Source organism: Streptosporangium sp. NPDC020072, assembly GCF_040631445.1.
Classification (GTDB): Bacteria; Actinomycetota; Actinomycetes; order Streptosporangiales; family Streptosporangiaceae; genus Streptosporangium.
On record NZ_JBEYAB010000014.1, the window covers coordinates 205,865 to 218,055 of the forward strand.

Consider the following 12,191-nt stretch of genomic DNA (forward strand, 5'->3'; position numbering starts at 1 on the left):
AGTCATTTCTGCGAGATCGGCTACCTACTCCATGGGAAAAGATCCGTACCCGCTCAAATTAAGATCAGGCAAGTGCCACAAGATCGGAAAATTCCTCGCTCCAAGCGTCTTCAACTCCGTCTGGTAGCAAGATCACCCTATCGGGTCGGAGAGCCTCTACAGCCCCCTCATCATGCGTAACAAGGACAATCGCCCCAGAATAGGATCTTAGTGCAGAAAGAACCTGCTCCCTGCTGGCGGGGTCGAGGTTGTTCGTAGGCTCGTCGAGCAGCAGGACGTTGGCCGAGGAGAGCACCAGCGTGGCCAGGGCCAGCCGCGTCTTCTCCCCACCGGAGAGCACCCCCGCGGGCTTGTCCACGTCGTCCCCGGTGAACAGGAACGAGCCGAGGACCTTGCGCAGGTCGGAGTCCGCGAGCTCCCCGCCCGCCGAGCGCATGTTCTCCAGCACGCTCCTGTCCGGGTCGATCGTCTCGTGTTCCTGGGCGTAGTAGCCCAGTTTGAGCCCGTGGCCGGGCTTGACCTCGCCGGTGTCCGGCTCCTCCAGACCGCCCAGGATGCGCAGCAGCGTGGTCTTGCCCGCGCCGTTCAGGCCCAGGATGACGACCCTGCTGCCCCTGTCGACGGCCGCGGCGACGTCGGTGAAGACCTCAAGCGAGCCGTAGGACTTCGACAGGCCCTCCGCGCTGATCGGCGTACGGCCGCAGGGGGCGGGCTCGGGGAAGCGCAGCTTGGCGACCCTGTCACTGCGCCGCTCGGCCTCCAGGCCGGACAGCAGCCGCTCGGCGCGGCGCTGCATGTCCTGCGCGGCCTTGGCCTTCGTCGCCTTGGCCCGCATCTTGTCGGCCTGCGACATCAGCGCCGAGGCCTGCTTCTCCGCGTTGGCCCGCTCGCGCCTCCTGCGCTTCTCGTCGGTCTCCCGCTGGGTCAGATAGGCCTTCCAGCCGACGTTGTAGGTGTCGATCACCGCTCGGTTGGCGTCCAGGTGCAGGACCCGGTTTACCGTCGCTTCAAGAAGCCCGACGTCGTGGCTGATAATGATCAAACCACCTTGATGCGATCGCAAAAAATCACGAAGCCACCCGATTGAGTCTGCATCGAGGTGGTTTGTCGGCTCGTCAAGAAGGAGAGTCTCCGCTCCGGAGAACAGGATGCGGGCCAGCTCGACCCGCCTGCGCTGCCCTCCTGACAGTGTCTCCAGCGGCTGTCCGAGCACCCTGCCGGGCAGTCCCAGGCTGGAGGCGATCGAGGCCGCCTCCGACTCGGCGGAGTAGCCCCCAAGGACGTGCAGCCGGTCCTCAAGACGCCCGTAGGCGCGCACCGCGCGGTCCCTCGTGCGCCGGTCCTCCGAGGCCATGCCCTGCTCGGCCTCGCGCAGCTCGCGCAGGACCTCGTCGAGACCCCGCGCCGACAGGATCCGGTCGCGGGCCAGCACCTGCAGGTCACCGGTGCGCGGGTCCTGCGGCAGGTAGCCGACGGAGCCCGAGGTCGAGACCGTGCCCGCTGCGGGGAGGCCCTCACCGGCCAGCACCCTGGTCAAGGTGGTCTTGCCCGCGCCGTTTCGGCCCACCAGACCGATCTTGTCACCGGGGCCGACCCGGAACGAGGCCCCCTCGATGAGCAGCCGGGCCCCGGCGCGGAGTTCGATGTCAGAAGCTACGATCATGGTTGGAGAACACTCCCAGAATGGACGTACACGGGCTCACCTCACTGGCCGAACCCGCCGCCGCCCTGTGTCTCCCGGCTCCGGCCCGGCTGTCTCGCCTCATCGGGGGCGGCGTCAATCGGAAGTGCGCATACCGATCAGTGTACGGCGCACCCGAGCAGCCCTGGTCTCCCCGAAGCCGCCGGTCCGGCCGCCTCGACCTGCCCCGGCGGTCCCGCGCCGGATCGCTCAGCCGGGATCGGTGACCCTTATCCTGACGGCGCGGAACTCCGCCGGGGTCCCCGCGAGCACCACGAGCCGGGGGTCGGGCACCGTCAGGAACGGTCCCGTCTCCAGCGCGAAGACCGGCGCGAGCCTGCGGTCGGCGCGCAGCGCGTCGACCGCGCGCCTGTCGCCGCCGAGGATCACCGCCTCCAGCTCCGCCACGTGCGGCCCGAGGACGCGCAGCGCCACCTCGGCCGCCGCCTCGTGCGCCTGGCCCACCTGCTTCTCCCTGCGCCTGGCGAATCTCTGCTGGGACCACCCGCCCGCCGCGCTGCGGCCGTGGACCTGCCGCGACCCCACCTTGGAGGACAACAGCTCGTCGCCCTGGAAGACGCCCGCCGCGTGGCCGCCGAGCCGTACCAGCAGGACGCCGACCCGGCGCTCGGTGCGCGCGTGGGTGATGAGGCGCGCCAGCGGGCCACCGCCCGAGGTGGTCAGCGGCGGGAAGGGCACCTGACACTCCGCCGCGGCGCCGTCCGCACCCAGCAGCCGCACGACCTCCTCCCCGGCCGTCACCGAGGGCGGCCCGTGCCGCTCGGCGAAGCCGTCGATCCAGCGGCCGATGCGGGCCGGGCCGACGCTGACCCAGCGTCCGCCCCCCTTCGCCGGTCGTGACGTCATATGACGGGACACTACCGGCTCCTGTCCGGGCGAACCGCCTTCAACGAACGGCGAAATATCGGTGAACATCATTGAACGTCGCTTATGCGGTTGCTGACGATGGTCCATTCTCTGTACGTGTCGAGCAGAACACATCTCCTCCCGCCGGGCACCGCGACGGCCGCCACAGCGGCCACAGCGGGGCCCACAGCGGCGTCCGCCATGGACGCCACCCCGATCGTCGACCTCGACACCGGAGGCGTCATCGCCCTCCAGGCGCCTGGCGACGGTCACGGCAACCTCTCCTCCGCCGTCCGCACGGTCCTGCAGATCTCCAGGAGTGAGGCGCTGCTCCCCCTGGTGCTTCCGATCCCCTCCTCCGCGGTGATCGGCGGATCGGCCGCGCTGGCCCCGCTCCATGAGGCCCTGCGCACCGCGGGCCGCAGGCCGCGCGAGGTCATCCTGATGGTCAGGGGCGACTTCGCGCAGGTCGAACGCCAGTCCCTGATCACCGGGCTCGACGGGCTGCGCGCCATCGGCTACCTGATCGCGGTCGGCGACCTGGGCACCGCCCACATCCCGCTGGACCTGCTCACCGACGCGGCACCGTACCTCGCCGTGCTCTCCCCCGACCTGGTCGCCAAGATGCCCCGCGACCCACGTCGTGCGGCCCTGACCGAGTCGCTGGCCACGTTCTCCCGCGGGATCGGCGCCCATGTCCTGGCCCCCGGCGTGTCCGAGGAGGCCCAGCTGACCGCGCTGCGTTCCTGGGGGGTACGGCTGGCGCAGGGCCCGCTGCTGGTGCCCGGCCCTTCGGGGAGGGTCCACGTGCCCATCGCGGCCCCGCGCCAGGAGCCGTCGCAGGCGCTGCTGGGCCCCCGCGTCCAGGAGTTCCTGCTGCCCGCCATGACCCTGCCCGTCGAGGCGACCGCGGAGGACGTCGTCGAGGCCTTCGGCACCGACCCGTCCATCACCAGCGTGATCCTGGTGGACGAGTACCAGCGGCCGAAGGGCAGTCTCGACCGCAGCCGGTTCCTGCTGTCCATCGCCAGCCGCTTCGGCCACGCCCTGTACGGCAAGAAGCCCGCCCTACGCCTGGCGGACCCGCCTCGCAACGCCCCGAAGACCACCCCGGTGATCGCCGCCATGCAGGTCGCCGGACGCGACGCCGAGCGTGTCTACGACGATCTGGTCGTCGTGGACGAGTTCGGCCGATGCATGGGCATCGTCCGGGTGGCCGACCTGATCCGCCAGGTCGCCGCGCAGCGCTGACATCTTCACACCGTAGATCATCAGGCGAGCGCCTCGGCCCATCGGGCGGTGTCGGTGATCTGGACCAGCCCGGCGATCAGGCCGTCCCTGAGGCGCAGGTCGTGGACGAAGGCCGCCTCGTGCGCCCTGCCGGTCGCACGGGCGGTCCCCCGGTAGTGCCCGAACACCACGGCCCGCTCCGGCTCCGGCCAGACCTGTTCCTCGGCGTGGGGCACGCTGTCCAGGTGCGAGAAGACCACCGCCCAGCAGTCGCGGAGCATCGCCTCGGGGCCGGCGTGCGTGCCGCCGACCCCCAGCGGCATGCCCGCGCTCACGGTGCCCACGAACTCCGGATGGAGCGCGCCCAGGATCCCCTCGGGGTCGCGGGCGGCGAACCCCCGGTACAGACGGTCGACCGCGTTCACCTGAACCTCCAATAGTTCTAGAGAGTGCTATCTAGAATAGCAGTCTGGATACCTCATGGACGAGAAAGGACAGGGAAGCGGACTCCAGGCACTCGTCGCGAGCCAAAAATAGGGATATTGATCCACAAAAGGGATTTAAGGCGACATGACCAAGGGTCATCCAGAGAAACCGCCGAGCGGCTATGCCACTTAAATCACCGTATGCTACTACTTAGGGCAACCTAACTTGACGACCATCGGAGAGCGACCATGGCAGAGGGCAGACCGGCGCGTAAGACCATCCGTGGCCAGGTGAAACGGGTCGAGTGGATCACCCCGCACATGATCCGGGTGGTGCTCGGCGGCGACGGACTCGCGGGATTCGGCGCGGGCGCGTTCACCGACCACTACGTCAAACTCCTGTTCCCCCCACACGGGGTAACCTATTCCGCACCATTCGATCTGGAGCGGATTCAGGGCGAACTGCCCCGCGAGCAGTGGCCGACCACCCGGACCTACACCGTGCGCTCGTGGGATCCCGAGACGCTCGAACTGGCCATCGACTTCGTCCACCACGGCGACAGCGGCCTGGCCGGCCCATGGGCGGCGGCCGTACAGCCCGGCGAGGAGATCCACTTCTTCGGTCCCGGCGGCGGCTACGCCCCCGACCCCGAGGCGGACTGGCACCTGTTCGTCGGTGACGAGAGCGCGCTGCCCGCCATCGCCGCCTCCCTGGAGCGGCTGCCCTCCGGTGTCCCGGCCCACGTGTTCGTCGAGGTCGCGGGCCCGCAGGAGGAGCAGCGGCTGGACTCCCCCGGCGACACGAAGATCGTCTGGTTCCACCGGGGCGACGCCCCGGTCGGCGAGGCGCTGGTCACCGCGGTACGCGAACTGGACTTCCCCGAGGGAACCCCGCACGCCTTCGTCCACGGCGAGGCCGGCTTCGTCAGGACGCTGCGCCGTCACCTGCGGGCCGAGCGCGGCATTCCGCTGTCGCGGCTGTCCATCTCCGGCTACTGGCGCGTCGGCCGCGACGACGAGACCTGGCGCGCCGTCAAGCAGGACTGGAACCGGCAGATCGAGGAAGAGGAGGCCGCGACCCTGCCGTCCTGACGCGGGCGGGCCGACCCGAGCCACCCCTGCGCCTGGGCGCGCCGTACCGCCTCGATGCGGTCGCGGGCCCTGGGCCTTCCGGATGGCCGAGGACAGGTGATCACCGACCGTCCCCTCTGGCGGGTGCGGGCTCAGCGCGATGTCACCGACGGCCGAGCCGTCGGCCGCCGCGGCCAGGACGTCACGGCCAGGACGTCGCGCTCCCCGGGCGAGAGCGGATTGGGCTCGGCACTCGGCGCGGCGGCGGCCGGTCCCGGGCCGATGACCCGTTCACCCGCACGGACCCCGCGGATGGCGGCGGCGAGTTCACGGGCCGGGCCCTCCTTCACCGGGAAGGCCGCCGCGGGCGGCCGGGACGACCGAAGGTCGTCAGGATCACGATCCCGGGCAGGGCCGTGCGGACACCCGCCCCGGCGGTGATCCCGTCCCCTGATGCCGTTCACGGCGCGACACCGGGAGCGGGCCCGCCGACGGCGTCAGTGCCGGTGATCCGGCGTTGACGGTGACATCTGCCAGAAGGCCCGCACCTCGGACGAGGACGAGAGGAACCGGTTCAGACCCGGCAGGCGAAGATCGCGGTGACCAGGATGGCCTTGGCGCCGATCTCCCAGAGCTGGTCCATCACCTGCTGGTGCCCCTTGCGCGGCACCATGGCGCGGACCGCGACCCAGCCCTCCCGGTGCAGCGGGGAGACCGTGGGCCCTTCCATACCCGGGGTCAGGGCGATGGCCTCCTCGATGCGCTCGGCCCTGATGTCGTAGTCCATCATCACGTAGTCACGCGCCATCAGCACGCCCTGCAGCCTGCGGACGAGCTGCTGCACCCCGGGGCTCTCCCCGGCGCCGATCCGCTTGATCAGCACGGCCTCCGAGGTGGCGATCGGCTCGCCGAAGACCTCAAGGCCGATGTTGCGCAACGTGGTGCCGGTCTCGACGACGTCGGCGACCGCGTCGGCGACTCCCAGCCGGATCGCCGTCTCGACCGCGCCGTCCAGCTTGATCACCCGGGCGTCCACGCCCTGTTCGGCCAGGTAGGCGCCGAGCAGGCCGGAGTAGGAGGTCGCGACGCGCTTGCCCTTGAGGTCCGTGACCGTGGCGAAGGCGCCCGGGTTGGCCGCGAAGCGGAAGGTCGAGGCGCCGAAACCGAGCGGCATGATCTCCTCGACCTGCGCGCCCGAGTCGTGGAGCATGTCACGGCCCGTGATGCCGGCGTCGAGGGTGCCCTCGCCGACGTAGACGGCGATGTCCTTCGGACGCAGGAAGAACAGCTCGCAGGAGTTCTCCGGGTCGACGACCACGAGTTCCTTGCTGTCCTTGCGGGGACGGTATCCGGCTTCCTTGAGGATGGTCTGGGCGGCCTCGTTGAGGGCGCCCTTGTTGGGAACGGCGAGACGGAGCATGGTGGTGGCTTTCCTTGACGGATCTGCGGTCATGGGAACGTGAGCCGGGCGCACCGGCTCACAGATGCCTGTAGACCTCGTCCAGCCCGATCCCCTTGGCGAGCATGAGAACCTGCACGTGGTAGAGCAGCTGGGAGATCTCCTCAGCGGCCCGCTCGTTCGACTCGTGCTCGGCGGCCATCCAGCTCTCCGCGGCCTCCTCGACGACCTTCTTGCCGATGGCATGGACCCCGGCGTCCAGCGCGGCCACGGTGCCCGACCCCTCGGGGCGGGTCCGTGCCTTGTCTGACAGCTCGGCGTACAGCTCTTCGAAGGTCTTCATGGTCTCTCTCGGCGTCGTGGGATGTCGTTGCCAAGCCTAACGGCCCCGGGGACCACCACGGATGGGCGTCCACGCTCTGGACACGGCCGCGTCCCCTCCCACCCGGGCATATCACCGTGAAACGCCGGACGGGGCCGGTACGGCGTGTGCCGTACCGGCCCCGTCGGGGTGTCGTGGAAAGGTGCGGGACGCTCAGCGCCCGTGGTAGCCGCCGCGCCTGCCGCGGCTGTCGGGACGGCCGCCAGAACGGGACTCCCCGCCCCGGAACTCGCCGTTGCCGCCGCCGCTGCGGAACTCACCGCCACCGCTGCGGAAGCCGCCCTGGCGGTCACCGCGGAACGGCTCCCTGCGCTCACCACCGCGGTAACCCTCGCGGTCGCCGGTGGGGCGCTGCTCGGAGGACCTGAAGGGACGCTCCCCGCGGAAGGGGGGACGGTCGCCGCGGAACGGCTCCCTGCGCTCACCACCGCGGTAGCCGCCGCCGGTGCCGCGGCCCTCGGAACGACGCTCAGGGCGCTCAGTGCGGAAGTCGGAGTGCTCGGGACGCTCGGCGCGGAAGGGACGCTCGCCCCGCCCGCCTTCACCCGCGGAACGCTCGCGCGGCTGGTAGCCCTCGCCGCCGTGGCCGGGACGGTCACGGAAGCGCCGCGGGCCGCGTCCGCCGCCGAAGCCGCCGCGCCGCTCGCGCTGCTTGGCGACCGGAGCCGCAGGCTCCCAGACCGGGATCGACTCGCCGCTGGGCTGGCGAGCCCCCGCGACCTCCTCAAGGCGGGGGTGCCCCGGGGTGGCCTTGAGCCGGAACGGCTTGATACCCGCGCGGCGGGTCATCGCGTCGGTCGAGCGGCGCTCGTTGGGGAGCACCAGCGTCATGACGGTGCCCTTCTCCCCCGCGCGCGCCGTACGGCCGCCACGGTGCAGGTAGCTCTTGTGGTCCTGCGGCGGGTCCACGTGCAGCACCAGGCTGATGTTGTCGACGTGGATGCCCCGGGCCGCGACGTCGGTGCAGACCAGGACGTTGATCTCGCCTTCCTTGAACTCGGCGAGGATGCGGGTCCGCTGGTTCTGGCGCTTGCCGCCGTGCAGGCCTCCGGCCTTGACGCCGACCTGGGCGAGCTGCTTGCACAGGCGGTCGACCCCGTGCTGGGTGCGCACGAAGATGATGGTGCGGCCCTCACGGTTGGCGATCTCGGCGGTCACCGGGAACTTGTCGTCGCGGTGGACCTCCAGCACGTGGTGCTCCATGGTCTCGACCGAGGAGGCGGGCGGCGCCATCGAGTGGGTGATCGGGTCGGTGAGGAAGCGCCGCACCAGCTTGTCCACGTCACCGTCGAGGGTCGCCGAGAACAGCAGGCGCTGGCTGTCGGGGGGCGTCTGCTGCAGGATGGCGCTGACGACCGGGAAGAAGCCCAGGTCGCACATGTGGTCGGCCTCGTCCAGGATGGTCACCTGGACCTCGTCCAGGGTGCACTCACCCTGCTGGATCAGGTCGGTGAGGCGGCCGGGGGTCGCGACGACGACCTCGACGCCGCGGCGCAGCGCCTCGATCTGACGGCCCATGGACATGCCGCCGACGACGGTCTTCATCCGCAGCGACAGGCCACGGCCCAGCGGCTCAAGCGCGTCGGTGACCTGCATGGCCAGCTCGCGGGTCGGCACCAGGACGACCGCCAGCGGACGGCCGGGACGGGCCTTGCCTCCGGCGATGCGGGCCATCATGGGCAGGCCGAAGGCCAGCGTCTTGCCCGAACCGGTCTGGCCGCGCCCGAGGACGTCGTTGCCGGCGAGGATGTCGGGGATGGTGGCCCGCTGGATGGGGAAGGGGCTGTCGATGCCCTGACGGGAGAGCCCGTTCACCAGCGGCTTGGGCAGGCCGAGGAGGGTGAACTCGGACACCTCCGAGGGGGCCGCGGAGACCTCGGCGACCTCGGTGATTTCGGGCAGGGCAGCGTCAAGCATGGTCACGAAGATTCGTGCCTTTCGATAGAAGGACGGGGGCACGTCACTTCTGCGAAAGGACGAGCCTGGAACGCGTGGCCTGAGGCCACGCTCGATCTACGCCCACTGTGGGGGCGGTGGTGCGGCGCAAGTCGAGGCGCACCGCACGAGACGGGTGAATATTACCCGCACGCAGTCAAACCACGATCAAGCATACCCGGCGTTCGCAGTGCCGGGTCCGGCCGGGGCGTACGGCACGGGCCGACGCTTGTCCGTTACGAAGTCAACGCTCCGCCGCCGGGCCTTTCTTCCCGGCCCGGGCATTCTCTCACACATTCCGGTACGGCCCGCACCCGTTTTTCCGGGCGCGGGCCGTACCGGAACGCCGATCAGACGTTGAAACCGAGCATGCGCAGCTGCTCGCGCCCCTCGTCAGTGATCTTGTCGGGACCCCACGGGGGGAGCCAGACCCAGTTGATCTTCACGTCGGAGACCATGCCGTCCAGGGCGGAGTGCGCCTGGTCCTCGATGACGTCGGTCAGCGGGCAGGCCGCGCTGGTCAGCGTCATGTCGATGGTGGCGATCGGCGGTCCGCCGGCCTCGGTCTCGTCCAGGTTGATCCCGTAGATCAGGCCGAGATCGACGACGTTGATGCCGAGTTCGGGGTCGACCACGTCCTTGAGGGCCTCCATGACCTCGTCAAGGGTGGTCTCCCCGTCGTACGCCGAGGTCGGCGTCTCAACAGGCTTGCTCATTCACTACTCCTCACGACCGCGTCCTTGTAGGCCATCCAGGCGAGGAGCGCGCACTTGACCCGCGCGGGGAACTTGGCCACCCCGGCGAAGGCGACGGCGTCGCCGAGGACGTCCTCGTCTGCCTCGACCTGGCCCCTGCTCTGCATGAGCCGGGTGAACTCCTCCACGACGGAGAGGCTTTCCTCGACCGTCGACCCGGTGGCCAGCTCGTACAGCACCGAGGCCGCCGCCTGGCTGATCGAACACCCCTGGCCGTCGTAGGACACGTCCTCGACCTTGCCGCCGTCGCCCAGTTTCACGCGCATGGTGATCTCGTCGCCGCACGTCGGGTTCACATGGTGGACCTCGGTGTCGTACGGGTCTCGAAGTCCCCGCCCCTGGGGATGCTTGTAGTGCTCCAGGATCAGCTCCTGGTACATGGACTCGGCGATCATCTGGGCTGCTCCGGCATGGCTAGGCGAACACCTTCCGCACGTGGTGGAGGCCGCGGACCAGGGCGTCGATCTCGGCCGGGGTGTTGTAAAGATAGAAGGAGGCCCGCGTCGTCGCGGGAATCCCGAACCTCAGGTGCAGCGGACGGGCGCAGTGGTGCCCGACCCGCACGGCCACCCCGAAGTTGTCATCGAGGATCTGCCCGACGTCGTGCGGGTGAATCCCCTCAAGGGTGAAGGAGACGACCCCGCCGCGCTCGTCGAGGTTCCCCGGGCCGATCACCCTCAGCCCCTCGACCTCCTTCAGGGCCTCAAGCGCGTAGCCGGTGAGCTCGCGCTCATGCCGGGCCACGGCGTCCATCCCGATCGCCGTCAGGTAGTCGAGCGCCGCGCCCAGGCCGATGGCCTCGACGATGGGCGGGGTGCCCGCCTCGAACTTGTGCGGCGCGGGGGCGTAGGTCGAGTGGTCCATCCAGACCGCCTCGATCATCTCCCCGCCGCCCAGGAACGGAGGCATGGCGTCGAGCAGCTCACCACGCGCCCACAGCACACCGATGCCCGAGGGGCCGACGGCCTTGTGCCCGGTGAAGGCAAGGAAGTCGACGCCGAGCTCGGTGACGTCCACCGGCCGGTGGGGCACCGACTGGGAGGCGTCGAGCATCGTCAGCGCGCCGACCTCACGGGCCCTGGCGACCACCCGGTCGACCGGGTTGACCGTGCCGAGCACGTTGGACTGGTGCGCGACGGAGACGATCCTGGTGCGTTCGTTGACGAGCTCGTCCAGGTTGGACAGGTCGAGACGGCCCTCGTCGGTGACGGAGAACCACCGCAGCGTGACACCGGTGCGCCGCGCGAGCAGCTGCCAGGGCACGATGTTGGAGTGGTGCTCCATCTCGGAGATGACGATCTCGTCGCCGGGGCCGACCCGGAACCTGGGGTCGTCGCCGGCGGGGTTGCCGAAGGCGTAGGCGACCAGGTTGAGCGCCTCGGAGGCGTTCTTGGTGAAGACGATCTCGTCACGGCTCGGCGCTCCGACGAAGGCGGCCACCTTGTCGCGGGCCCCCTCGTAGGCCTCGGTCGACTCGGCGCCGAGCACGTGCATGGCGCGGCCGACGTTGGCGTAGTGCGTGGCCAGGTGCTCGCGCATGGTCTCGATGACCTGCGTCGGCTTCTGCGAGGAGTTGGCCGAGTCGAGGTAGACCAGCGGCCTGCCGCCGGGCAGCTCGCGGGAGAGAGCGGGGAAGTCCTTCCTCACCCTCTCCACGTCGAATCCGGTTTCCATCAGGCGGAGGCCTTCACGTAGGCCTCGTACCCCTCGGCCTCCAGCTTCTCGGCCAGCTCGGGACCGCCCTGCTCGACGATGCGGCCGCCCGCGAAGACGTGGACGAAGTCCGGCTTCACGTAGCGCAGGATGCGGGTGTAGTGGGTGATGAGCAGCACGCCGGTCTCACCGGAGGAGCGGAAACGGTTGATGCCCTCGGAGACCACCCGCAGCGCGTCGACGTCGAGGCCGGAGTCGGTCTCGTCGAGGACGGCGATCTTCGGCTTGAGCAGTTCGAGCTGGAGGATCTCGTGGCGCTTCTTCTCGCCGCCGGAGAAGCCCTCGTTCAGGTTGCGCTGGGCGAAGGCGGCGTCGATGGACAGCGCGTCCATTCCGGCCTTGAGGTCCTTGGCGAACTCGCGGAGCTTGGGGGCCTCGCCGCGCACCGAGGTGACCGCGGAGCGCAGGAAGTTGGAGACGCTGACGCCGGGGACCTCGACGGGGTACTGCATGGCCAGGAACAGGCCGGCGCGGGCGCGCTCGTCGACCGTCATGTCCAGCAGGTCGGCGCCGTCGAGCAGGACCTGCCCGCCGGTGACGGTGTACTTCGGGTGACCGGCGATCGCGTAGGCGAGCGTGGACTTGCCCGAACCGTTGGGGCCCATGATGGCGTGGGTCTCGCCCGCCCGCACGGTGAGGTTGACCCCGCGCAGGATCTCCTTGTCCTCGACCGCGACCTGCAGGTCACGGATCTCAAGGGTGGAACCCTGGTGGACTCGGCTCGAATCAGACA

At 69.9% G+C, this 12,191-nt stretch carries 12 protein-coding genes; 2 read left to right on the forward strand and 10 right to left on the reverse strand.

Annotation, left to right across the window (positions count from 1 at the left end; genetic code table 11):
- Positions 1-64 precede the first annotated feature (64 nt).
- Both ABZ470_RS31205 and ABZ470_RS31210 read right to left on the reverse strand, forming a co-directional pair.
- Complete coding sequence (locus tag ABZ470_RS31205; protein ID WP_352013158.1) at positions 65-1,663, reverse strand: ABC-F family ATP-binding cassette domain-containing protein; 1,599 nt, start codon at positions 1,661-1,663, stop codon at positions 65-67.
- A 228-nt stretch (positions 1,664-1,891) separates the two neighbouring features.
- Entirely contained in the window at positions 1,892-2,548 is a 657-nt protein-coding gene (locus tag ABZ470_RS31210; protein ID WP_352013159.1) for an acVLRF1 family peptidyl-tRNA hydrolase, read from the reverse strand.
- Between the two features lie 117 nt (positions 2,549-2,665).
- On the opposite strand from ABZ470_RS31210, the gene ABZ470_RS31215 reads away from it, so the two are divergent.
- Positions 2,666-3,799 (forward strand): EAL domain-containing protein, encoded by a 1,134-nt coding sequence (locus tag ABZ470_RS31215; RefSeq protein ID WP_362915907.1) that lies wholly within the window; start codon positions 2,666-2,668, stop codon positions 3,797-3,799.
- A gap of 20 nt (positions 3,800-3,819) precedes the next feature.
- On the opposite strand, the gene ABZ470_RS31220 is transcribed toward ABZ470_RS31215, so the two are convergent.
- Complete coding sequence (locus ABZ470_RS31220; RefSeq protein WP_352013161.1) at positions 3,820-4,203, reverse strand: nuclear transport factor 2 family protein; 384 nt, start codon at positions 4,201-4,203, stop codon at positions 3,820-3,822.
- A 249-nt stretch (positions 4,204-4,452) separates the two neighbouring features.
- Between ABZ470_RS31220 and ABZ470_RS31225 the strand changes: the two genes are divergently transcribed.
- Positions 4,453-5,295 carry a siderophore-interacting protein gene (locus ABZ470_RS31225; protein ID WP_362915908.1) on the forward strand — a complete coding sequence of 281 codons (843 nt, stop codon included), beginning with the start codon at positions 4,453-4,455 and terminating at the stop codon, positions 5,293-5,295.
- A 553-nt stretch (positions 5,296-5,848) separates the two neighbouring features.
- Here ABZ470_RS31225 and hisG read toward each other — a convergent pair.
- From hisG to sufC, 7 genes are all read right to left on the reverse strand, one after another.
- Positions 5,849-6,694 carry an ATP phosphoribosyltransferase gene (gene hisG, locus ABZ470_RS31230; protein ID WP_352013164.1) on the reverse strand — a complete coding sequence of 282 codons (846 nt, stop codon included), beginning with the start codon at positions 6,692-6,694 and terminating at the stop codon, positions 5,849-5,851.
- Positions 6,695-6,752: 58 nt separating this feature from the next.
- Positions 6,753-7,016, reverse strand: coding sequence for a phosphoribosyl-ATP diphosphatase (locus ABZ470_RS31235; protein ID WP_352013165.1), 264 nt, complete (start codon positions 7,014-7,016; stop codon positions 6,753-6,755).
- Between the two features lie 192 nt (positions 7,017-7,208).
- Entirely contained in the window at positions 7,209-8,972 is a 1,764-nt protein-coding gene (locus tag ABZ470_RS31240; RefSeq protein ID WP_362915910.1) for a DEAD/DEAH box helicase, read from the reverse strand.
- Between the two features lie 368 nt (positions 8,973-9,340).
- Positions 9,341-9,706 (reverse strand): metal-sulfur cluster assembly factor, encoded by a 366-nt coding sequence (locus ABZ470_RS31245; protein WP_352013167.1) that lies wholly within the window; start codon positions 9,704-9,706, stop codon positions 9,341-9,343.
- Positions 9,703-10,140, reverse strand: coding sequence for a Fe-S cluster assembly sulfur transfer protein SufU (gene sufU, locus ABZ470_RS31250; RefSeq protein ID WP_352013168.1), 438 nt, complete (start codon positions 10,138-10,140; stop codon positions 9,703-9,705). Before sufU ends, ABZ470_RS31245 begins: the two co-directional genes overlap by 4 nt.
- Before the next feature lie 19 nt (positions 10,141-10,159).
- Complete coding sequence (locus ABZ470_RS31255) at positions 10,160-11,419, reverse strand: cysteine desulfurase (RefSeq protein ID WP_362777347.1); 1,260 nt, start codon at positions 11,417-11,419, stop codon at positions 10,160-10,162.
- Complete coding sequence (gene sufC, locus ABZ470_RS31260) at positions 11,419-12,150, reverse strand: Fe-S cluster assembly ATPase SufC (RefSeq protein ID WP_352013237.1); 732 nt, start codon at positions 12,148-12,150, stop codon at positions 11,419-11,421. Before sufC ends, ABZ470_RS31255 begins: the two co-directional genes overlap by 1 nt.
- Positions 12,151-12,191 lie beyond the last annotated feature (41 nt).